General features: G+C 41.4%; 21 protein-coding genes and 1 other RNA gene. 6 read left to right on the top strand and 16 right to left on the bottom strand.

Translation table 11 applies throughout. The features are described 5' to 3' along the window. Nucleotides 1–23: 23 nt before the first annotated feature. The 6 genes from ssrS to V6Z54_RS16635 form a co-directional block, all read right to left on the bottom strand. Nucleotides 24–209: non-coding RNA, 6S RNA (gene ssrS, locus V6Z54_RS16660), on the bottom strand. 132 nt (nt 210–341) lie between these two features. Further along, entirely contained in the window at nt 342–842 is a 501-nt protein-coding gene (locus V6Z54_RS16655; RefSeq protein WP_073979719.1) for a TraR/DksA family transcriptional regulator, read from the bottom strand. Between the two features lie 91 nt (nt 843–933). Further along, on the bottom strand, nt 934–1581 hold the full coding sequence (locus V6Z54_RS16650) for an SDR family oxidoreductase (protein ID WP_041085693.1): 648 nt from the start codon (nt 1579–1581) through the stop codon (nt 934–936). Between the two features lie 175 nt (nt 1582–1756). Beyond that, nucleotides 1757–2095 (bottom strand): PH domain-containing protein, encoded by a 339-nt coding sequence (locus V6Z54_RS16645; protein ID WP_024422682.1) that lies wholly within the window; start codon nt 2093–2095, stop codon nt 1757–1759. Nucleotides 2096–2374: 279 nt separating this feature from the next. Next, nucleotides 2375–2512, bottom strand: a complete 138-nt coding sequence (locus V6Z54_RS16640) for a DUF4025 domain-containing protein (protein WP_075611524.1) — start codon at nt 2510–2512, stop codon at nt 2375–2377. 49 nt (nt 2513–2561) lie between these two features. Further along, the gene (locus V6Z54_RS16635; RefSeq protein ID WP_024422683.1) at nt 2562–2774 is read right to left on the bottom strand and encodes a DUF6501 family protein; all 213 of its coding nucleotides are present in this window, start codon (nt 2772–2774) and stop codon (nt 2562–2564) included. Nucleotides 2775–2986: 212 nt separating this feature from the next. On the opposite strand from V6Z54_RS16635, the gene V6Z54_RS16630 reads away from it, so the two are divergent. The 4 genes from V6Z54_RS16630 (at nt 2987) to V6Z54_RS16615 (ending at nt 8560) form a co-directional block, all read left to right on the top strand. Further along, nucleotides 2987–4471: an aldehyde dehydrogenase family protein gene (locus V6Z54_RS16630; protein WP_338527503.1), complete on the top strand. Its 1485-nt coding sequence runs from the start codon at nt 2987–2989 to the stop codon at nt 4469–4471. 299 nt (nt 4472–4770) lie between these two features. Then, on the top strand, nt 4771–6645 hold the full coding sequence (locus V6Z54_RS16625; protein ID WP_338527502.1) for a prenyltransferase/squalene oxidase repeat-containing protein: 1875 nt from the start codon (nt 4771–4773) through the stop codon (nt 6643–6645). Then, complete coding sequence (locus V6Z54_RS16620; protein WP_041085700.1) at nt 6638–7459, top strand: superoxide dismutase; 822 nt, start codon at nt 6638–6640, stop codon at nt 7457–7459. The genes V6Z54_RS16625 and V6Z54_RS16620 overlap by 8 nt, the downstream gene beginning before the upstream one ends. A 150-nt stretch (nt 7460–7609) precedes the next feature. After that, the gene (locus tag V6Z54_RS16615; protein WP_041085702.1) at nt 7610–8560 is read left to right on the top strand and encodes a bile acid:sodium symporter family protein; all 951 of its coding nucleotides are present in this window, start codon (nt 7610–7612) and stop codon (nt 8558–8560) included. A gap of 35 nt (nt 8561–8595) precedes the next feature. Here the strand turns inward: V6Z54_RS16615 and odhB are convergent, their stop codons facing one another. The 7 genes from odhB to cdaS all read right to left on the bottom strand — a co-directional run bounded on the left by odhB (nt 8596) and on the right by cdaS (nt 18831). Beyond that, nucleotides 8596–9852, bottom strand: a complete 1257-nt coding sequence (gene odhB, locus V6Z54_RS16610; RefSeq protein ID WP_039179294.1) for a 2-oxoglutarate dehydrogenase complex dihydrolipoyllysine-residue succinyltransferase — start codon at nt 9850–9852, stop codon at nt 8596–8598. Nucleotides 9853–9866: 14 nt separating this feature from the next. Further along, the gene (gene sucA / locus V6Z54_RS16605; protein WP_041085704.1) at nt 9867–12701 is read right to left on the bottom strand and encodes a 2-oxoglutarate dehydrogenase E1 component; all 2835 of its coding nucleotides are present in this window, start codon (nt 12699–12701) and stop codon (nt 9867–9869) included. A gap of 224 nt (nt 12702–12925) precedes the next feature. After that, nucleotides 12926–14842 (bottom strand): VWA domain-containing protein, encoded by a 1917-nt coding sequence (locus V6Z54_RS16600; protein WP_073979714.1) that lies wholly within the window; start codon nt 14840–14842, stop codon nt 12926–12928. Nucleotides 14843–14853: 11 nt separating this feature from the next. Then, nucleotides 14854–15732, bottom strand: a complete 879-nt coding sequence (locus tag V6Z54_RS16595) for a MoxR family ATPase (RefSeq protein ID WP_024428332.1) — start codon at nt 15730–15732, stop codon at nt 14854–14856. Between the two features lie 89 nt (nt 15733–15821). After that, the gene (locus V6Z54_RS16590; protein ID WP_338527501.1) at nt 15822–16400 is read right to left on the bottom strand and encodes a superoxide dismutase family protein; all 579 of its coding nucleotides are present in this window, start codon (nt 16398–16400) and stop codon (nt 15822–15824) included. 77 nt (nt 16401–16477) lie between these two features. Further along, entirely contained in the window at nt 16478–17800 is a 1323-nt protein-coding gene (locus tag V6Z54_RS16585; RefSeq protein WP_338527500.1) for a LysM peptidoglycan-binding domain-containing protein, read from the bottom strand. Nucleotides 17801–18204: 404 nt separating this feature from the next. After that, entirely contained in the window at nt 18205–18831 is a 627-nt protein-coding gene (gene cdaS, locus V6Z54_RS16580) for a sporulation-specific diadenylate cyclase CdaS (protein WP_041085714.1), read from the bottom strand. A gap of 82 nt (nt 18832–18913) precedes the next feature. On the opposite strand from cdaS, the gene V6Z54_RS16575 reads away from it, so the two are divergent. Then, a complete protein-coding gene (locus V6Z54_RS16575) occupies nt 18914–19039 on the top strand; it encodes a hypothetical protein (protein WP_008359993.1) in 126 nt (41 codons plus the stop codon). A 59-nt stretch (nt 19040–19098) separates the two neighbouring features. Beyond that, nucleotides 19099–20460, top strand: a complete 1362-nt coding sequence (locus V6Z54_RS16570) for an MATE family efflux transporter (protein WP_041085716.1) — start codon at nt 19099–19101, stop codon at nt 20458–20460. Between the two features lie 43 nt (nt 20461–20503). On the opposite strand, the gene bshB2 is transcribed toward V6Z54_RS16570, so the two are convergent. Genes bshB2 through V6Z54_RS16555 form a run of 3 tightly spaced genes read right to left on the bottom strand, consistent with a single transcriptional unit; the run spans nt 20504 to nt 21816 of the window. Then, complete coding sequence (bshB2, locus tag V6Z54_RS16565) at nt 20504–21169, bottom strand: bacillithiol biosynthesis deacetylase BshB2 (RefSeq protein WP_338527499.1); 666 nt, start codon at nt 21167–21169, stop codon at nt 20504–20506. 18 nt (nt 21170–21187) lie between these two features. Then, nucleotides 21188–21538, bottom strand: a complete 351-nt coding sequence (locus V6Z54_RS16560) for a YojF family protein (protein WP_008359999.1) — start codon at nt 21536–21538, stop codon at nt 21188–21190. Continuing rightward, the gene (locus V6Z54_RS16555; RefSeq protein WP_041085720.1) at nt 21535–21816 is read right to left on the bottom strand and encodes a hypothetical protein; all 282 of its coding nucleotides are present in this window, start codon (nt 21814–21816) and stop codon (nt 21535–21537) included. The genes V6Z54_RS16560 and V6Z54_RS16555 overlap by 4 nt, the downstream gene beginning before the upstream one ends. Nucleotides 21817–21838 lie beyond the last annotated feature (22 nt).

Genomic DNA, 21838 nt, shown 5'->3' with positions numbered 1-21838 from the left:
GGAAAATGGCTTGAATCATCCTAGGAAAAGCTGCGGATGCCGTAATCTAAGTAAGAAAGTTTTAAACCACCACTCCTCAAAGTGGGTGTTTGCAGAAACGTTCCTGTCTTCCTCTCTAAGGAGGCATGACATTCCGGCTTCAATATAAAACTCCCTATTACAGCTTAAAGGTTAAAACTTAATTAACATTACGCGCATCGCAGCCTTTAAACTATACTACACGAAAGTTAATTAAATTTCAAGAGATCTTTTTTCTTTGAAATACTCATGTATACAAGATTTTTGTCCACGAGTACATTTGGAAACATTATTCTGAAAAAATTTAACCTGCGCTAATGATCCTATTTTTCCTCATCCACATCAACATCCTGCTCTTCCTCTAATCTTTCATACGTATCCGAATGCATTTGATCCATTGTTTCTCTATTCGTTAAATCACGCATTTGATCGGAGAATGAACGGTCAAACTCGTTTGGATCTGGAGTCGTTTCTTCATTTTTCTTTGCATCAATTGAAAAACGTGTATATGGAACTGCTTTTAAACGCTCATATGGGATCTCTTTCCCTGTTTTCTCACAAATCCCATATGTTCCGTCTTCCATTCGTTTCAGTGCTGCATCGATTTCTCCTTCAAGTTGCTCATCGACTTGATCGAGCGTTTGTTCTGTCATGCGGTCTAAATAGATGCTCCCATGATCAGCGATATGATTACCAACACCATTTGATATCTCACTCGATTCAACGAGCATAGATTCTTTTTTCTTTTTTGATCCCTTCACATCTTCTTTTAATTGAATCAATCTTTCGTATAAATCAGCTTGTTGTTCTTTCGTTAAGCCCACGGTCAATCACTCCTTTCTCATTACCTTCCCGCTGGAAGGGGAAAGAAAACATCAAAAAAGCCGCCGCCTATTTGGCAGCAGCTTTCTTCTCTTACAGATGGCGAAGTGCTTCTTCGATTCGTTTATCGCCTTTAATCAAGTCAAAGGACTTATTTTTCACATTCGATTCTGTTAAGCTCTCCACAAGAACAATGGCTACGTCCTCTCTTGAAATCTCGATGTTTTGATCATCTGTAATATGCTCGGCAGCTTCAATCTTTCCTGTCTTCTCCTCATGCAGCAGGGCACCTGGACGGACAATCGTATAGGAAAGACCAGACTGTTTCAAGTGCTCATCAGCTTTTCTTTTCGCTTCATAATAAGTTTCCATACTTCCTTGCCCTTTTCCTTGGTTTGGATCATCAGCATTATAGGAACTAAGCATAACAAAATGCTGGATGTTTTCTTTTTTCGCTGTATCAACGAGGCGTTTTGCCCCTTCTTGATCGACCGCAATGGTCTTATCTGCACCTGTTTTTGAGCCTGAACCAGCTGCAAAGATGACAGCGTCTGCTTGTTTCACAGCATCTGTCACATCTTTTTCAAGATCACCGATGACAGGTGCTGCACCAAGTTCTTTTAGCGCATCAGCTTGTTTTTCATCTCGAATGAGAGCAAGCGGCTCATGTCCTTTTTCTTTTAAATAACGAACGACAAGTCTACCTGTATGTCCATTTGCTCCTGCAACTAACACTTTCATTATTCATTCTCCTTTCTGTATCTGTTTCATCTTTAACCTTTTTTGCTATCATTCAAACACTTAAGCAGAAAAAAGCCCTTCCCATCAGATGGGAAAGGCTCAGAAACGTGCGATCTATGAAAATAAGAACGAAGAATGAGAAAAGTGCATATGATCTATGTAATCGCAAGATTGATCAGCAAAGATGTTTTGTCAAAATGGCTTGCACATCACTCAAATCCGTCTCTTTAGAAAAGTCGAGTTCAAATACTTTTGAGCTTGTGACAAGTAGCATACCTGTGTCCTGATCAAACACGCCAGCTTCTTGAATGGCAAAACTTTCAATTGATCGATATGGCAAGGAGACCCTGACTTTCTTCTTAGAAAATACGCGGTTATCGCCAAAGATCAGTCGTTTATTTGTAAAGCAAATTTGGTCGTGACGCAGTCTGTAAACAGCCTCAATTCTTTCCCCTTCAATCAATAAGGATTCGAATTTCTTATCATTTTGTTTACTGACAGAAAAAATACCCACGTAAACCCCCTCTTCCTGCATCAAATTCCTTTATGACAAAACGGCCACACGGCTCTGTGGGTACGTTTTATTCTCACTTATAGAATACGCTATAAATGATCGTTATTCCATTACGAATAGATTAAATTTCATTTAACTTTTTCTTTTTGATCCGATGCTCTTTCCTCTATTTATTTAGACTGTTAAAGCAGGAAAAAAGTTTCAGTTCTTTTCGAGAAAAAATGCTGAATCATTCCAATAAAAAAACAGTGATTATGCCAAATCACTGTTTTTAAATGACTATTCGTCTTTTGGTGTATCAATCGTTCCCTCGGCATACACATCGGAAATCTGTTCAAGTGTAATCGCCATATCAGCATCTTCGTGTTCATGCCATGCATTTTGATTTTTCTGCTCGTCATTTTGCTGCTTTTTCATCATCATCACCCTTTACTGTTTTTCTTAGTATGAGTGATGACCCTCAAAATCATTCAGCCGAAATATCTTCGAAATACTCCTTGTAATACCCGCCTACTTTACCCGTATTGTCAACGACAAACAGGAATTCCTCTGTTTCATTTTTCACTTCATATGTGCTTCCAACCGTTAATGCCCGGTCGACCATATATTTTTTCGCATTTGTATGTACACATTTTACTTGTTTTAACGTTTGAGCCGTTTGCCAGTTTTGATGGATCATGTTTTAAAAACTCCTTTTTTCATCTATACATTTATTGTAGCCAAATTTTCACGAAATGCAATGAGTGTTATGGATTGCTTTCAGACATGTCGTGTAATATGATAATTGTATACGTTTACATTTTTGTACGTATACAGTTTCATTGCATGTCCGCTTTTCTCACCTAGAACTCGCAGAAAACAATCCATATCTTTAAGGAGGTTTGTTTATTTATGAGCTCTACAACACTTCAAATTAGTTCAAAACTCGAATCTTTTCTCCAAGGGACGAAAAAACTCTACATTAACGGTCAGTTTGTCACAAGTCACGATAATAAAACCTTTGCTACTCCTAACCCAGCCACAGGCGAAACCCTTATTGATGTATATGAAGCAGGTGCAAAAGATATTGATGAGGCAGTAAAAGCTGCAAAAAAAGCCTTTCATGGTCCTTGGCGCTCAATGTCTGCCGCTGAACGCGCCCGCCTCATGTTCAAGCTTGCTGATTTAATGGAAGATAACCAAGAAGAGCTTGCACAGCTTGAAACTTTAGATAACGGAAAACCAATTAATGAAACAACAAATGCAGATATTCCCCTCGCTATTGAGCACATGCGCTATTATGCGGGCTGGACGACAAAAATGAATGGACAAACCATTCCTGTTAGTCAAGGATATTTTAATTATACCCGCCATGAGCCGGTTGGCGTTGTAGGACAAATCATCCCATGGAACTTCCCGCTACTCATGGCCATGTGGAAAATGGGTGCCGCACTTGCAACAGGATGCACCATCGTTTTAAAGCCAGCCGAACAAACTCCACTCTCTGCTCTTTATTTAGCAGAATTAGTGGACAAAGCCGGCTTCCCAGAAGGCGTCATTAACATCGTTCCTGGATTTGGCGAAACAGCCGGAAATGCCTTAACTGAACATCCTGATGTGAACAAGCTTGCCTTCACAGGGTCAACAAGCGTTGGAAAATTAATTATGGAGAAAGCGGCTAAAACCATTAAGAGGGTCACATTAGAGCTTGGCGGAAAATCACCGAATATTATTTTACCTGATGCTGATTTAAAGAAAGCCATTCCAGGTGCTTTAAATGGCGTCATGTTTAACCAAGGTCAAGTATGCTGCGCGGGCTCCAGAGTCTTTGTTCACCGGAGCCAATATGATGAAGTAGTCGATCAAATGGCCAAATATGCAGGATCACTCAAGCAAGGCGCTGGTCTTCATCAAGATACGCAAATTGGACCTCTTGTAAGTAAAGAACAGCACGAACGCGTATTAGGCTATATTGAAAAAGGTAAATCCGAAGGGGCAACAGCCGTTGTCGGTGGCGATTGCCCTTATGAGGCTGGCTATTTCGTCTCCCCTACTATTTTTAAAGATGTAGAAGATGAAATGACCATTGCCAAAGAAGAAATCTTCGGACCTGTTTTATCTGCAATTCCTTACGATTCCATTGATGAAGTGGTCGAACGGGCCAACCAGTCTGAATATGGATTAGCAGCAGGACTTTGGACAGAAAACTTAAAGCATGCCCACGATATTGCTGCACGTCTTGAAGCAGGAACGATTTGGGTCAACTGCTATAATGTCTTTGATGCCGCCTCCCCGTTTGGAGGATATAAGCAATCAGGTCTTGGCAGAGAAATGGGGTCATATGCCCTTAACAACTATACAGAAGTCAAAAGTGTATGGATTAATCTCCAAGACTAATGACGCCAGAAAGCCGGTGACCCTGTCATCGGCTCAGATCGTTGACAAAGTGCTAAAATGATTTTTATTTTAGCACTTTGTCTTCTTTTCAGCGTGATAGAAAACCTTTGCAGTCTAGGAAGGACGACCACTGGCGCGCAGCGAATTGACATTCGTGAGCACCAGCGCGCAGACCTGACACCGAATGCGAGGGTTTGTCTACACGCTGAGCCGGTGACCCTGTCATCGGCTTTTTTTGTGTTTGCATGTGACAGGCCGGCTCCTGAATATAGTATGAAAGGAAAGGAGCATGGCCGCATATGCAAGATTTTCAATTGAAAGTAAACGAATTTATCGAAGAATTGCACATACAAATGCAGCGAAGACAACGAGAAGATGGCGCCTTTGTTTTCTGCTTTGAAGGTCCTATGATGACAAATGCTTTTTTGATTATGCTGTTAAAGGCTGTCGGTGATTCGGATCAGGCGTTGGTTCATCAATTAGCAGAAGCGATACGCGAAAAACAAAATGAGGATGGGTCTTTTTCTTTGTATCATGATCAAACGGGACATGTAACTGCCACTGTGCAGGGCTATTGCGGAATGCTCGTATCAGGCAGGTTTCAACAAGATGAGCCTCATATGGAAAAAGCAGCGCAATATATACGTTCAAAAGGCGGATTAAAGAACGTTCACTTTATGACAAAGTGGATGCTCGCTGTCAACGGCATGCACCCTTGGCCGTATTTCTATGCACCACTTTCCTTTTTACTCATCCCTACATACTTTCCGCTGCATTTTTATCATCTTAGTGCATATGCAAGAATTCATTTTGTACCAATGATGATTGCACTCAACAAACGATATACCTCTCATGAGACATTTCCAAGCTTGGCACACCTTGATGCAAACATGTCTAAGAATCCATTTGACTGGTTTATGGCAAGAGAAGAACGTTCCGCTCAACACTTTCTGACTTACATGCGATCGTATACAGCACTCGACAGCCGGCTGGACTTTTTCGGATATGAAGCAGCAAAGCGATATATGTTTGATCGCCTTGAAAAAGATGGCACGCTGTACAGCTATTTAAGTGCCAGTATTTTTATGGTCTATGCACTTATGAGTCTTGGGTACTCCCCAGGGCATCATCTCATTTTAAAAGCAGTCAAAGGCATGAAAAAGCTAGTCACTGTTTGTCAGGGCAGAATGTATGCAGAAAATTCCACATCCACAGTTTGGGATACAGCGCTTGTCAGTTATGCTTCTCAAAAAGCTGGCAAAAAACAAGAAGACCCAGTCATCACTAAGTCTTTCTCATACTTGCTGAACCGGCAGCAAATGAAAAAAGCAGATTGGGCGATTCATAACCGGCATGCTGCTCCGGGAGGCTTTGGTTTTTCAGATATCAACACAAATAACCCTGATTGTGATGATACGCAAATTGTCTTAAAAGCCATTCCGCGAACATACGCACCAGTTCAGTGGAAACGAGGATTTCATTGGCTTCTTTCCATGCAAAACCGTGACGGCGGGTTCTCTGCTTTTGAAAAAAATCAAGATCACTTCCTGCTTCGACATCTGCCGCTTGAATCTGCGGAGGATGCAGCGATTGATCCATCGACTCCCGATATTACAGGCCGCGTGCTTCATCTCATTGGTCTTGAAGAGAAAAACATGTCACCACCTCTTCACAGGCAAAAAGATCAATGTGTCAAGTGGCTCCTAAATCATCAAGAGACAAATGGGTCATGGTTTGGCAGATGGGGTGTTTGTTATATTTATGGAACGTGGGCAGCATTAACAGGACTAAAAGCGGCCGGCATCCCCTCTACCCATCCTGCTGTTCAAAAAGCGTGCCGATTTTTAAAGCAGATTCAACGAGAAGATGGCAGCTTCGGAGAATCGTGTAAAAGTGCAGAGGAAAAAACGTATGTCCCCCTCCCGTTTGGCACAGTAGTGCAGACGGCTTGGGCAGCAGAGGCACTTTTACAATATGAAAAGCCAGATGACAAAACGATTTTAAAAGCCATCTCATTTTTGATCCATCAACAGCACACGAGTGAAGCCTTGCACTATCCAGTAGGCATTGGCCTGCCAAAGCAATTTTACATCACCTATCATAGCTACCCATTTGTCTTTCCCATGATGGCTTGTTCCACATTTTTAGAAGAAATGAGGCGTAAGAATGAATAAGGAAGAGTATCGAATGCAGCTCAAAGAGTGGCTTAGCTCCATTCAACCCGCGATTCAAGATGACAACACCCGTCAGAAAGTAGACCATTTATGGTTCTCAATGGATGATGAACATTCCAGTGAACAAGAGTGGTACGAACTGGCAGAACGTATTTCTGAGGACATGAAACCACAAGAAGACATGCGAGAGGTAGCAGCGGGAAATCATAAGCTACCTCCTCTCCCTTACCGGTATGATGCACTAGAACCGTTTATTTCAAAAGAGATTATGTATTTGCATCACCAGAAGCATCATCAATCATATGTTGATGGTTTGAACCAAGCTGAGCTTGCATTAAAAAATGCAAGAAGAACCAATGATTTTAAAATGATCAAGCATTGGGAAAGAGAGCTTGCCTTCAATGGTGCAGGGCACTATTTACATTGTATTTTTTGGTTTTCCATGAGTCCTTCAGGAAAACGAAAGCCCACAGGACAAATGCTTCGTCTCATTGAACAATCATTTGACAGTTATGACGCATTTAAATCTCAATTTTCAGCAGCGGCCAAACAAGTAGAGGGTGTCGGCTGGGCCATTCTCGTATGGGCGCCCAGATCCCAGCGATTAGAGATTTTACAAGCTGAACGCCATCAATTTTTGTCACAATGGGACGTAATCCCTCTTTTAGCCCTTGATGTATGGGAGCACGCCTACTATCTTCAATATCTGAATGAAAAACCGAAATACGTAGATCGTTGGTGGAGTGTAGTTGACTGGCGTGAGCCAGAAGCAAGGCTTAAGCAAGCACAGCAAGTGAAATGGCCTCCTTTTTAAGACGATGCTCCATATAGGCAAATGCTTATATGGGGTGTTTTCAGTTTACATAATTTTATTATTAACACCTTTTATAAAAAATAGGTTGTTTTTTCAGAAAATTTGTTTAAAATAGAAAAGATATGTGAGGAAAGTGAGATGAAGCAATGAATGAACATTCTTTTAACCATTAGTCAATTTGCAGGAAGAACCTTTGCAATCTGGGTCATTATCTTTGCATGTCTTGGATTTGCTTTTCCTGACGTATTTTCTCAGATTGGACCGTATATCCCTTTTTTACTAGGAATCATTATGTTTGGGATGGGGCTTACGTTATCAGGTGAAGATTTTAAGGAGCTTTTTCGTAAACCTCTTTATGTGCTAATCGGGGTTTTGGTGCAGTACACACTCATGCCGCTGATCGCCTTTCTATTAGCTTACGGATTACGGTTGCCATCTGAAATTGCAGTAGGCGTTATTCTTGTGGGCTGCTGCCCGGGCGGTACAGCATCCAATGTCATGACCTTTTTGGCAAAAGGCAATATGGCATTATCGGTAGCGGTCACAACTATATCGACCCTTCTTGCTCCCTTTTTAACGCCTCTCTTTATCTATATTTTTGCAAGATCATGGTTACCTGTATCACCGGAGGCGTTATTTTTGTCGATTGTCCAAGTTGTGCTAATTCCTATTATCTTAGGGGTTATCGTTAAGGTGTTTTTCAAAAAACAAGTAAACTATGCGGTTCAAGCATTGCCGCTTGTATCTGTTGCTGGAATTGTGGTGATCATTGCAGCGGTTGTCAGTGCAAATAAAGAGCAGATTCTTCAATCTGGATTGCTGATATTAGCCGTTGTCATTTTACATAATGGGCTCGGTCTTTTATTTGGTTACCTGATCGCAAAATGGTGCAAAATGGATATTCCTTCTCAAAGAGCGATTTCGATTGAAGTAGGCATGCAAAACTCCGGGCTTGGTGCAGCCCTTGCAACAGCACATTTCTCGCCGCTCGCAGCCGTACCAAGTGCGATTTTTAGTGTGTGGCATAACTTATCTGGTTCCTGGCTTGCGACGTATTGGTCAAAACGAGGACAACCTGACAGTGAAGAGAAAAAAAGCTAGCACCTGTTAAGGTGCTAGCTTTTTATAATGGAAAATTATCCTTCAAGCAATAGCTGCTCTGGATCTTCAAGCAGGTTTTTAATCGTAACAAGGAATCCAACTGCTTCTTTACCATCGACAATACGGTGGTCGTAAGAAAGAGCTAAATACATCATCGGACGGTTCTCAAAACGTTCTTCATCAATCGCCACCGGACGAAGCTGAATTTTATGCATTCCTAAAATTCCAACTTGTGGGCTGTTTAAAATCGGTGTTGAAAGCAGAGAACCAAATGTTCCGCCATTTGTGATCGTGAATGATCCACCTTGTAACTCACTAAGAGCCAATTTGTTATCTCTTGCTTTTTTCGCAAGATGACCAATTTCTTTTTCAATCCCCGCAAATGACAATCTGTCTGCATCACGGACAACCGGTACGACAAGTCCTTCGTTTGCAGCAACAGCGATGCCGATGTCATAGAATTTCTTCAAGACAAGCTCATCACCTTGAATTTCTGCATTAAGCAGCGGATACTTCTTCAGTGCTGCTACAACTGCTTTTGTAAAGAAGGACATGAAGCCAAGCTTGACATCATTTTGTTCTAGGAAGGCATCTTTACGACGCTTTCTTAAATCCATCACAGCCGTCATATCGACTTCATTAAATGTCGTCAGCATCGCAGCCGTTTGTTGAACTTCAACTAAACGTTTTGCAATTGTTTGTCTGCGGCGTGACATTCTTTCACGTTCAACTGGCTTTCCTGGTTGTTCAGTTTGCACCGCCGCATTTGCTTTTGGCGCGGCTTTCGGTGCACTTGCAGGTGCTTCATTCTTTTGATAAGAAGCGACATCCTGCTTTCGTACCCTGCCCAGCGGATCTACGGTTGGAATCTCAGATAAGTCTAATCCCTTCTCTCTCGCTAGTTTTCTAGCTGCAGGAGAAGCGATGGTTCTGCCATTACCAGCTTTCGGCTCTTCTTTCACTGCTTCTTCTTTTTGAGCAGCTGCCGGTTCTTCTTTCGAAGCTGGTGCAGAAGCTTGCTCAGGTGCTGGAGCTGCGGACTCGCTTCCGCCAGCTTCACCTGCTGCAATCGTTCCGATGACCTCTCCAACTTGTACAGTGTCACCAGAATCTTTGAGCACTTCTTTTAATACACCAGATTCTTCAGCAGTCAGTTCGACATTGACTTTATCTGTTTCGAGTTCCAGCAGGTACTCCCCCTGCTCCACATAATCGCCCGGCTGCTTTAGCCATTGAGCAATCGTTCCTTCCGAGATTGATTCCGCTAATTCAGGTACTTTAATTTCCGCCATTTTTCATTTCCCCCTTAGTTTTTGCGAGTCAAGCTATCAGATACAATTCGTTCTTGTTCTTTTTTATGCACAGTTGGATCACCCTCAGCCGTACTTGAGCGTCTTCTTCGGCCGATGTAACGTACTTTTACTTTTTCAGGAGCAATTTCACGTAAATATGGCTCAATGTATCCCCAAGCTCCCATATTTTGCGGTTCTTCTTGCACCCATACGATTTCTTCTAAGTTTGTCAGCTTTGTTAAAATTCCTTTAATATCTTTGGCTGGGAACGGATATAGCTGTTCCACTCTTGCAACGTGAAGCCAATCTTTCGGCTCTTCCATTTGAGTAAAACGATCACTAATATCAATGGATACCTTCCCGCTAGAAAGCACGAGACGTGATACTTTTTCGTGATCATGTACAAGACCTGGCTGTTCAAGAACTGGACGGAACTGTCCATCCGTTAATTCTTGGACTTCAGACAATGTGTTCGGGTTACGAAGCAGACTCTTCGGTGTCATAATGACAAGCGGACGAATCTCTTCACGAAGCAGCATTTTCGCCTGTCTTCTAAGAATATGGAAATATTGCGCTGCACTTGTCAGATTCGCAACTGTCCAGTTATTCTCAGCAGCTGATTGCAGGAAGCGCTCTGTTCTTCCACTTGAATGCTCAGGACCTTGTCCTTCATATCCATGAGGCAGCAGCATCACTAAACCTGATTTTTGTCCCCATTTTGCACGGCCAGCTGAGATAAATTGATCGAAATACACTTGAGCCGCATTTGCGAAGTCTCCGAATTGAGCTTCCCAAATCACTAACGTTTCAGGAGAATAGACATTATAACCATATTCAAATCCGATGACTGAGCCTTCTGACAGTGGACTGTTATGAACAGTAAACGATGCATTTGCATCACTCAGTTCATGAAGAGCAATAAATTCATCTCCCGTTTGACTGTCGTGAAGAACAAGGTTTCTTTGAGCGAAAGTACCACGCTCTGAATCCTGTCCGGTCATTCGAATTGGCGTACCGTCTTTTAGTATAGATGCAAATGCGAGTGCTTCACCAAGTGACCATTCTACTTTACGGTCATCTGTAAACACTTTTGCACGTTTTTCAAGGATCCGTTTCAGCTTACCAAATACTTGGAAATCATTCGGCCAGCTGATCAATTCTTCATTCAGCTTTCGCAATACATCAAATTCTACTGATGTATCCACTGCTGGGAAGCCGTTTGATACAGGCTCTGGCAGTTCGATTTCTTGAATCGTGTGCTCTTTCTTTGAAGGCACCTTTTTATAAGCTTCTTCTATTTTTGCCGTCACAGCCTGCTCGATTTCTTCACGCTGCTCTTTTGTCAAAAGACCTTCTGAGACAAGTTTATCTGCAAAGATATTCTTGACCGTTTTGTGCTTTCTGACCGCATCGTACAGCATTGGCTGAGTTGTAGAAGGCTCATCCATTTCGTTATGACCATATCTGCGGTAGCCAATCAAGTCAATAAGGAAATCCTTCTTGAAACGTTTGCGGTATTCTACAGCTAGCTGAACAGCCGCTAAACACGCTTCTGGATCATCTGCATTGACGTGAACAATAGGAATCTCAAATCCTTTTGCAAGGTCACTCGCATATTTCGTCGAGCGAGATTCATTGCTTTCCGTTGTAAACCCGATCATATTGTTGGCAATAATATGGATGGTTCCGCCCACTTGATAGCCTACAAGTTGACTTAAATTTAATGTTTCTGCCACAATTCCTTCTCCAGGGAATGCTGCATCCCCATGAATTAAGATGGCTAACGCTTTTTCAACGTCTTGAACTGGATAGCCTTTTTGAGTACGTGATTCCTGAGCGGCACGCGTGCTTCCTTCAATGATTGGATCAATGAACTCCAAGTGACTTGGGTTATTAGCAAGCGTGACTCTCGCACTCTTTGTATCTTCGTCTTTAATTTGACGGTCAGCTCCAAGATGGTACTTAACATCCCCCGTCCATCCATAGCTGATGCCGATAGAGCCTTCTGATGGAACAAGCTCTTTATTTGGCGCATGCTGGAATTCTGAGAAAATAATCTCATATGGCTTCCCTAACACATGTGCTAATACATTTAAACGGCCTCTGTGTGCCATTCCAATGTTAATATTTGAAGTCCCTTGTGTAACGGACTCTGAAATAATTTCATCAAGTACTGGGACAAGTGCGTCTAAACCTTCTATAGAAAAGCGCTTTTGCCCAACAAATGTTTTATGAAGAAACTGCTCGAACTGCTCAACTTCTGTTAATCTCTTGAATACAGAAACTAGTTTATCAGCTGGTTTTTTCTTAAATAATTCACCAGACTCGATTGATTTTGAGAGCCAGTTTCGCTCTTCAAAGTCATGCACGTGATCAAACTCAAATGAAATAGTACGCTTATACGTATTTCTCAAATGGTTAATGGCTTCTATGCCGTTTGAAATGTGTTTTGGTGCATCCGGACTAATAATAGATATCGGAATATTCTTGACATCTTCTTCTTTTAAACCGTACTCCTTTAAAGGAAACAGTTCTTGTAATTCCTTTTCTTTACGAAGAGGATTGACGGAAGCATTTAAATGGCCATACGTTCTGATGTCTTCTGCCAGTTTAACGACTGATGCTATCTTTTGGATTTGTTCAGAAGTAACTACGCTATTTTCTTTTTTCCCAATTTCCTCCTTCATTTCACTCGGTGGTGCACCAAGTTCATCAAATATGCCTCTTAGATCTTCATCAACACTAGTAGGATCCTGGACATACTGATCGTAGAGCTCGAGCACATAGCCGAGGTTCGGACCATGAAATTCTTCCCAACTCAACGGTTGTTTCACATCATTTTGAAACATTTTGAACACTACCCCCAACTTTGATCATCAAGTGATTGAACACTATCTCGATATAACTTCCAGAACACAATGACCAAATTTATGTAATAAAACGCTTCCAATAATATTCTACCACTGTTTTGGATTACTTTCTACATTCTTTGTTCAATTAAAGATAAAAAATTCACAGAAAAACAAAAAATTTAAATCATTCCGAAAAATAATTTGAAGAAAGGGGCAAAACCTTATGCCCCAATGCTTTTATGCAGCAGTTTCTTCAGTAATGGATATAAAACATCTGGCAATGTATCGACATCTGGTACAAAAATGCTGAACTTGCCATACATATCTTGAATGGTTTTCATCTGTGCTTCCTCTATCGGCGAATTGGATAAAAACACATTGATCACCTCAATGCCCTTTTTCCTCGCTTCAAGAACTGCTTCATGCGTGTCGACAATCCCATTTTGTTCGTAGCTGAACGCAGCTGGCTCTCCGTCTGAAAAGACAATCAGAAACTTTTGCTCTTCTCTTCGCTTTAAAATCATCTTTGTCATTTGACGGATTGCATAACCATCCCGGTTATCCTCTTCTGGCTCAAGAGACATAATAGAAGGCCCTGCATCAAATAAAGAATCTTTGAACGACACGACTGTGTTGAAGTAGTTTGGCTGACTTGTTTCTGTTGCGTCGTTTGTATCTTCCCAAAACCCAACAATTTGATGTGGGACTTGTACGGATTTTAACGCTTCATGAAATAGAACAATGCCTTTTTTCGTCTCGTCCATCTTGTCAAACATGCTCGCTGAACAGTCTACTAATAAAGTGAAAACAGCATCAATCTGAGAAGACGGTGCTTGTTTTTTATAGAAAAGACGCGGATTAGACTCTGTAAAGTAGCGAATCAGCTTTTTGCTGAGACGACCTGCATGAAGGTCCGTTTTAGGCCATGATTTTTTATGTTCAAGAGTTTTTTGGATCATTTGTTTTAAGCGTTTTTGGTAAGGTTCAATTTCCTTCGCATGCTGCTTGTATACATCGATTTGTTCTGGCATAGGCGGATCTGGTGAAATCATGACTGGAAACGCATATTTGTTCTCTTTTCCATTCTCATGACCATCTGCTCCGCTTTCTTCACCTTCAGCCTCTTCCAGCGCCTCAAGCTTTGAATAATCTTTTCGGTGAGTTTGCTTTGCAGAGCCTTGGACAGTTCCGAGTGCCTGATCTCCGTCATCGCCTTCTCTTGCTGCATCCTTACCAAGATCACTTTTACCGCCGTGCTCTAAATCAAATTGAAGGAAGCTTTTTGATGGCGCTTCGGTTTCTCGATGCCACACTTCCATGTACTCTTGGTGAATGTCTTCATCGCCTTCTTTTTCCCGGTCGACTTTAATGTCCTCACTTAATTTAGGTTTTCTTTTTAAGTCATGGAACAGTGGTTCTTTTGCCGCTTGTTCATAGTCCAATTCAGGGAAGAAAAAGTACGTATTCAGCATGTCCTTTTCAAGCAGTTCATCGAAGCCTCCCATCAATTGTTTGACAATAGCTGCGATGTCTGCTGTTGAACCCGCATCATACACACGTTCAAGACTTGACTCAATAAACGGAATCATCGGGTTGATCTGCTCATGAAGAGGCGGAATCTCTTCGAGCGGGGAATCAGCTGTCAGTTTCACATAAATCGCACAAAAGAGTGCATCTGTTAAAATGCTTCGTTCTTGGTTAATTGTTAATTGTGTCTTAAAGTGACGCCTGTACAGTTCTCTTCTTCGTTTAAATACCTTTTTTGTTCCTGGGCGGCCATATTTAATCCGCTCTTCAATCCGGATATCTTCAAACAGCATAAACAATTGTTTACATATATCAGGAATGGATAATGTATGGGCATAGTGAATGATCTCCTGAAATACAGTAAGATCACTATAAACGGTCCCTACTGCACGAAGGAACACATCACTTTTCAGCCCTGCTAGCATATCTTCTTGTTTACGATCATCCCAAAAATGACTGATGAAAATTTTCTTTTCAAACGGTTCATAGTAGGACTGCACACCGTATTCAAGCTCGACATCATCACTTTTTGCTAACGTTTTGGCTAAATCCGTTAATTCCATAAATAGAAATGAATCGATTCTGCTGTCATTAAATTTGATGAATTTCAAAAGTCAGAACCTCACTCGAATAATGTTTGGGCGATATTTCTTACCGCTGCTTTTTCCCGGTCATCTTCCAGCTTTTCAACAATCCCTCGTTCAACGGCACGAAGCGGCGGGATGTATTGCGCAAGATCACAAGTATCTAGGAGCGCGCGGATGGATGCTGCTTCTTCACTCACCTGACCGTTATGAGCTTGTGTAATGAGGTCTGATGAGAGCTGAACGAATTGATCAATTAACCGCTCATCCTTTAAAACAGATTGAGATTGCAGCACATCTTTCAGGATACCGCCGCCGATATATGGAACGTCAATGACAACAAATCGGTTTTTTAACGCTTCATTTAGAGGCACTGTGCCTACATACCCTTCATTGATTGCCGCAATGACGCCAAAGCCTTCTTCTGCTCGAACAACCTCACCTGTAAATGGGTTTGTCATCATTTTTCTGTAGTCGAGTACACCATTTAAAATAGGCAGTGTTTCTGGCTTTGCCATGTTGATTTCATCAATATATAAAAGATGGCCTTTTTTCATTGCTTTTGTCACAGGTCCTTCAATGAATTCAATCGAAGCCACCTGACCATCATTGTGAATGGTTTTATAGCCAATCAAGCTTTCAGCATCAAGATCAACCGAGCAGTTCACACTGTGCATCGGCTGCTGAAAGAAAGCGGATAATGTTTCTGCTAGTTTTGTTTTACCTGAGCCGGTCGGCCCCTTTAAAAGAACGTTTTTTCCTAGTGCTAATGCAATCATGGCATCTTGAATGATAGAAGTATCCTGTGATTCATAGCCGCCTGTTCCAATAAGTGGACGAAATTCTTCTTCCAGCACTTTTGCTTTTGCTTCAATCATTGCTTGAATTTCTTCTGGGAGTGATTGTTCGTTAAACATGTATGATTAATTCCTCTCTTCGATCATTTTCCTCACCAAGTATACTAAAAAAACCTTTATGCACTCAATACATAAAGGTTAGACTTCTGTTATTTCACCATTTCTTTTGTGATCGCTCCGCAAGCGATGCGTTTCCCTGAGTTTCCAGAAGGGTTACTTAAATAATCATCTGCTTCTGCATGAATGATAAAGCTTCGCCCATTTTGATCGATTAATTGATTTGGGCCTCCCTTTAATGTCACATCTGGTACGTTCACGACAACATCAATTTGTCCATCTGCCCCTACCTCTAAATTAGGCATATCTCCAGCATGATGCCCTTTTGGATTGTCAAAACCATGCTCTCTATGGGTTGGATTAAAGTGAGCTCCTGCCGTTTCAAAATCTGGCGTTTCACATATTCCTGTTTCATGAATGTGAAAACCGTGAGGACCTGCCGGCAGCTCTTTCGCTTTTACATGCAGATCCAGCCCATTTTCTGAGGATTCTCTGATTTCAATACTTCCTATTTTTTGCCCGCTTTCGTTTATGAGTGACGTCGTGACTGGTGATTGTTTAGGTGCGGCAACTTCGCTTGTTTCTTCTGTCATTTCTTTTTTCGGAGGTGCATGACATGCTGACGCAGCAAAGACCAAACATATCATGATCATCCACACTGACTTTTTCATTTATGACTGCCCCCTTTTGTTATCAGTATGGACAATCACAGCAGCGGGCAAACAAAAAAAGCCGAAAATCGGCTTTTTTAGAAGAAACGTTTTGCACCTAAGTAGGCTTTTTTCCAATATGGGTTGCTTAAGTTCGAGATCCCTACTCCATTGTCACTTGCATGAAGGAAATCTCCCCCGCCAAGGTATAGTCCCATATGAGAAGGGCCCGCTTTATACGTTGTAAAATAAACAAAATCTCCAACTTGTGGTGTGCTAACAGAAGTCATCATATTCCAGTAGCCTGCTGTGCTTAGTCTAGATACAGATGAAACTTTGTTAATGAGATAGTAAACAAAGCCGCTGCAGTCAAATCCTGCTGGAGTATTACCGCCCCATCTGTAAGGAACGCCTGTCAGCTTTTTCCCTTCTTGGATCATTGTCGTGATCTTTGCGTTCATTGGTACATCGTTTTTGTTATTGTTGACCGGAGTTGTTGAACCGTTAGACGTAGATCCGTTCGATCCAGTTGAGCCGGAAGCTGCACCATTAATTTTTAATACTTGTCCAATTCTAAGCACATCGCTTTTCAAGCTGTTGGCTGTACGGATGGATTGAACCTGTACTTTGAACTGATTCGCAATTTTCCATAACGAATCGCCTGATTTTACAGTATAAGATGTTGTTTTCCCGCTAGAAGACTGGTTACTGTTTGAATTGCTTGGTTTAGTAGGTTTTGACTGACTTGGTTTTGATGCAGCCTTCCCTTTTACTTTCAATACTTGATTCGGATAAATCATATCAGATTTTAATCCGTTCAATGTTTTGATTTCACCAATCGACATATTTAGCGAATTCGCAATTTTCCAAAGTGAATCCCCTAATTTGACCTTGTATGTACTTGAAGACGATGAACTATTTGAGTTCGTAGTCTTATTGCTTGAGCTGGAATTTGAAGATGAGTTTGAATTTGAAGACTGGCTTCCGCTCGTCTTCGTACTGCCAGATACCTTTAACTTTTGACCAGGACGAATCAAGTCACTGTTTAAGCTGTTTAGGCTTTTTAAGCTCGCAACTGACATTTTATGATTTTTTGCAATGAGCCATAAAGAATCTCCAAGCTTTACAGTGTAGCTGGAAGTCGTTGAAGCACTTGATTTCTTTGCTTTTGACCCTGTTGATGAACTGGATTTCTTGCTTTTTTCGCCAGGAATTTTCAAGCTTTGTCCTGCAAAAATCATTGTCGTTTTTAATTGATTAAAAGATTGAAGCTCCGAAATACTTGTATTGTACTGTTCGGCAATCTTCCAAAGTGAGTCACCGCTTTTCACCTTGATCGTCTGTGCTTCTGCCGGTGCAGCAAACACAGCTGAGCCAGCGATCGCTGAAACTGTGAGGCCGGTTACTACTTTTTTCTTCATAAAGAAATCTCCGCCTTTCGTATTTTTGTTCATTAAGACTTATGTACTAGTTTCGAGTTTAGCATTTAATGGTTCTGCTTCTCTTGCACTATTTTATCTTTATTTCTATTATATTACTCGACATGAAGACGTTGGGCAATAACAAATAGGCTAAAGCAGCCAACTCAAAATGCTAAAAAACAAAGCCATATCGTTTCTATCGGCTGTTTGTTGTATTTATAAACATTTTTTAAGGAATTTTTAAGTTGACGTTTAGAAATTTGTCAAAACAAGCACGCTGCTAGTTTCATAGTTCTATTCTACATGACAAATTTTTCTGTATCAAATGACTTTTTACTTAATTGGCTGTTTTTTCTCCGCAAATAAAAAAGCATCCTTCCAAATGAAGAATGCAGTGTTCGTTTTTATTTTCTTATTTCCGGATCTTTTACGGTAAGCGGATAAAGCACGCCTTCTTTCGCAAACGACATTTTTCCCGTTTCTTCTGATACGACAAGAACAAGTGCATCTGTCATACCAGATAGTCCGATCGCTGCCCTGTGCCTTGTGCCAAGCGAAGGACTCACTTTTTTTGATGTAAGCGGCAGCACATTTGCAGCAGAAACAAGTGTATTTTCTTTGACTAAAAGAGCACCATCATGAAGTGGATTTCCCGGGTAAAAAATGCTTTCTATTAAGGAAGCACTAATTTTCGCATGAAGGTTTGTCCCTTTTTGAATAAAATCTTCAACCTCATCCCTTCTTTGGATCACAATGAGTGCGCCATGCTTTTGTTTTGATAAATGCTCAATGGCTAAAGAAAATTGAGCAAATCCTGGTGTGAATTCTTCCATATACGCTTGTAAATAAAACGACGAAGCCTCTGCATGCATTTCATTAAACTGCTCATGCAATGATTCGAGATCACAAAGTAAGCACTGCTCTGTTTCATCAAGAGAATCAATGATGTCACTTGCATCCTTCATAATGTTCATCAAATGTGTTCTCATTCCGGCTTTAAATATGACTTCTTCGTTCGTCCGATGGATCATCTGACCTTTTCCCTCCTTCTTTCGCTTGTTGTTATAAAATAGCAAATTGTGCACATTCTATTTGTATGGAGGTGAGCTTAATATGACCATTCAGAAAATCATCCAATATGCTTGCAGCATTTTAGGTGTTGTCAGTCTTTCATTTATTTATGCCCAAATGTTTAAAAAAACGAAGCCATCTAAGAAAAATAATCCGACGGAGAATTGATTTTTTTACATAGCATGATATAATTCCTCTCGTTATTTCTGTTCAGAGAGGAACTTATAATGAGAGAAACGAATAGCATTCGAGCAAAGCTGACACTATTTTTAACCATTTTGATCCCGATTTTAATCACCCAAGCAGGTCTTTCACTTATTACCTTTTTAGATACGGTGATGTCTGGAAAAGTGAGTGCAGAAGACCTTGCGGGTGTTGCGATCGGTTCTAGTATTTGGACACCTGTTTATACAGGACTTGCCGGTATTTTGATGGCCGTTACACCAATTGTGGCTCAGCTGATGGGCGCTGGGCATAAAGAAGATGTTCCCCGGGCTGTCTTTCAGGCGATCTATTTGTCCTTTCTTTTAAGTATCGCTGTGATTGTCATTGGTACGATCAGCGTTCCTTATATACTCGGAGGACTTGGACTCGAGCAATCTGTAGAGGATATTGCCCGGCATTTTCTCAGCTTTCTTGCGTTTGGCATCATCCCGCTGTTTGGTTATTCGGTGCTAAGGTCATTTATTGATGCGCTAGGAAAAACACGTGTGACGATGTTCATCACGCTTACAGCACTTCCTATTAACTTTGTTTTAAATTACGTATTTATTTTTGGGAATTTTGGCTTTCCAAAGCTTGGCGGTGCGGGTGCCGGTCTTGCATCTGCAATGACGTATTGGGCGATTTTCATCATGAGTATTTGTATCGTCATTAAAGCAGAACCATTTGCCTCTTTTCGTTTGTTTCAAAAACTGCCTCGAATGAATATTTCCCGTATAGGGCAAATACTGAAAATTGGCCTTCCTATCGGGTTTGCGATCTTTTTTGAAACGAGTATCTTTGCAGCAGTGACGCTTTTAATGGGTCACTTTGATACCATTACAATCGCCAGTCACCAAGCAGCGATGAACTTTGCTTCTATTCTTTATATTTTACCGCTTAGTATCTCTATGGCTTTAACGATCGTTGTTGGGTTTGAAGCGGGGGCTAAGAGATATAAAGACGCGCAAAGCTACAGCTATATCGGCATTGGTACGGCGGTATTATTCTCATTATGTACGGCCGCACTTATTTTGTTATTCAGACCAGAGATCGCTGGTTTATATACAGCTGAATCAGCTGTTTTACAAATGACACAGCACTTTTTGATTTACGCGATCTTCTTCCAGCTGTCAGATGCGATTGCTGCACCCATTCAAGGGGCTCTGCGCGGCTATAAAGACGTGAATTATACGCTGATTGCTGCTTTTGTCTCTTACTGGGTCATCGGTCTTCCTGCCGGTTACCTCATTGGCACATATACCTCCTTTGGTGCGTTTGGTTATTGGATTGGGCTGATTGCCGGGCTTGCCGCAGGTGCCATCGTCCTCTTTATCCGTCTTAGATTGATTCAAAAACGTCAACTTCGATATGTATCGAACCACTAAATACAACACAAAAGCAGCTGATTTATGTCAGCTGCTTTTGTGTTTAATCATTCCATTGGTACGTCCAGAAAATTTCTTCATCAAACCATTTTTGGACGACTGGTTCTTTATTTTTTAGTTTTTGTTCAAGTTCTCTCAGCATGCCTTCTGTTTGCGTTCTATGCGCTCTCAGTGCATTTAATTTGATATCTGCAACATCTGTAATATCAATCACAATATCCGCATTTCCAAGCACTTCTTCTCTATTTTTGGTAATGGCCATGCAGTATGTGACAGGGCGGTCTTCTTTTTTCTTGCGGTATAGAGCACGAATCACAGCTTCGCCTGTCGCATCATGATCAGGGTGCACACCGTGTCCTGGATAAAACGTCACAATGAGCGTCGGTTTGACTTCATCAATGATGGATTCCATCACATCTGCCAAATACTCGTCGTCTTCAAATTCCAATGTTTTATCACGCAAGCCAAGCATACGTAAGTCTGTGATATCCATTTCTTTGCAGGCATTGATTAATTCCTGTTTTCTTAATTCAGGAAGAGTTTCACGGTTAGCATATGTTGGGCTGCCCATATTTCTGCCCATTTCTCCAAGTGTCCCGCATGCATACGTGACGGGAATTCCGCGTTTTCTGCTGTGTGCAATGAGACCTGCAACCCCAAAGGATTCATCATCGGGGTGAGGCAGCATCACTAGTACATGTTCGTTCATGACTCGTCACCCTTTCTTCTACACCTGAAATGGTGTTTCACTAATTTGTAATGAGATCGCTAGTTTCCCGTCTGGCAAGTGCCCAGCTAAAAGCAGGCGGCCTTGGTCATCAAACACATAATCGGTTAATCCTTCTGCGTAAATCCAGCCATCTTCTGTTTTCATTCCAACACGGTATGGACCTTGTCCTTTTATTTTCGCCTGTGAATAGACGACTTTCGCGTTGCGGATATACGCCACAACCGTCATATTTTGTTCGTTTACATGAGCTGAATAAGAACCAGTTGTCGTTTCAAGATGAACGAAGACTGGACGATTTAAAAACGATTCAAGATGTGCTGTGACATCTTCCGTTTGAATTGGTTTCATGAGTGGTTCCTTCCTTCATTTTGAATTAATTCTCGCAGCTTTTTTGTATGTAAGCTGATCAGTTGTAGCTGATGATCATGCTTAAGCTCACTTTCTAAAATTCTCTCCACAGCAAGCACATACTTTTGATGTAATGATTTCCTCGCCCGCGGATGAGTTCGTGCATCAAGTAAATCATCACATATGGACTCGTGTAAAGAAGGCATATCATCAACATCAAGCTGACGATTTTTCCATAAAGATTGATAGGCGGCTGCAAGCTCATGAGCTGACGACATATGATCACCTCTACAGTTTTGG

It is taken from the genome of Bacillus sp. MAG717A (assembly GCF_036884855.1).
GTDB lineage: Bacteria > Bacillota > Bacilli > Bacillales > Bacillaceae > Bacillus > Bacillus safensis.
This window is presented reverse-complemented; position numbering and strand designations above follow the sequence as displayed.

Coding starts and splice junctions, on each gene's coding strand:
- V6Z54_RS16650 (WP_041085693.1), bottom strand. CDS start 1,581: ATGAAAGTGTTAGTTGCAGGAGCAAATGGACATACAGGTAGACTTGTC.
- V6Z54_RS16640 (WP_075611524.1), bottom strand. CDS start 2,512: ATGAAAAAGCAGCAAAATGACGAGCAGAAAAATCAAAATGCATGGCAT.
- V6Z54_RS16635 (WP_024422683.1), bottom strand. CDS start 2,774: ATGATCCATCAAAACTGGCAAACGGCTCAAACGTTAAAACAAGTAAAA.
- V6Z54_RS16630 (WP_338527503.1), top strand. CDS start 2,987: ATGAGCTCTACAACACTTCAAATTAGTTCAAAACTCGAATCTTTTCTC.
- V6Z54_RS16625 (WP_338527502.1), top strand. CDS start 4,771: ATGCAAGATTTTCAATTGAAAGTAAACGAATTTATCGAAGAATTGCAC.
- V6Z54_RS16620 (WP_041085700.1), top strand. CDS start 6,638: ATGAATAAGGAAGAGTATCGAATGCAGCTCAAAGAGTGGCTTAGCTCC.
- V6Z54_RS16615 (WP_041085702.1), top strand. CDS start 7,610: ATGAACATTCTTTTAACCATTAGTCAATTTGCAGGAAGAACCTTTGCA.
- odhB (WP_039179294.1), bottom strand. CDS start 9,852: ATGGCGGAAATTAAAGTACCTGAATTAGCGGAATCAATCTCGGAAGGA.
- sucA (WP_041085704.1), bottom strand. CDS start 12,701: ATGTTTCAAAATGATGTGAAACAACCGTTGAGTTGGGAAGAATTTCAT.
- V6Z54_RS16595 (WP_024428332.1), bottom strand. CDS start 15,732: ATGTTTAACGAACAATCACTCCCAGAAGAAATTCAAGCAATGATTGAA.
- V6Z54_RS16590 (WP_338527501.1), bottom strand. CDS start 16,400: ATGAAAAAGTCAGTGTGGATGATCATGATATGTTTGGTCTTTGCTGCG.
- V6Z54_RS16585 (WP_338527500.1), bottom strand. CDS start 17,800: ATGAAGAAAAAAGTAGTAACCGGCCTCACAGTTTCAGCGATCGCTGGC.
- cdaS (WP_041085714.1), bottom strand. CDS start 18,831: ATGATCCATCGGACGAACGAAGAAGTCATATTTAAAGCCGGAATGAGA.
- V6Z54_RS16575 (WP_008359993.1), top strand. CDS start 18,914: ATGACCATTCAGAAAATCATCCAATATGCTTGCAGCATTTTAGGTGTT.
- V6Z54_RS16570 (WP_041085716.1), top strand. CDS start 19,099: ATGAGAGAAACGAATAGCATTCGAGCAAAGCTGACACTATTTTTAACC.
- bshB2 (WP_338527499.1), bottom strand. CDS start 21,169: ATGAACGAACATGTACTAGTGATGCTGCCTCACCCCGATGATGAATCC.
- V6Z54_RS16560 (WP_008359999.1), bottom strand. CDS start 21,538: ATGAAACCAATTCAAACGGAAGATGTCACAGCACATCTTGAATCGTTT.
- V6Z54_RS16555 (WP_041085720.1), bottom strand. CDS start 21,816: ATGTCGTCAGCTCATGAGCTTGCAGCCGCCTATCAATCTTTATGGAAA.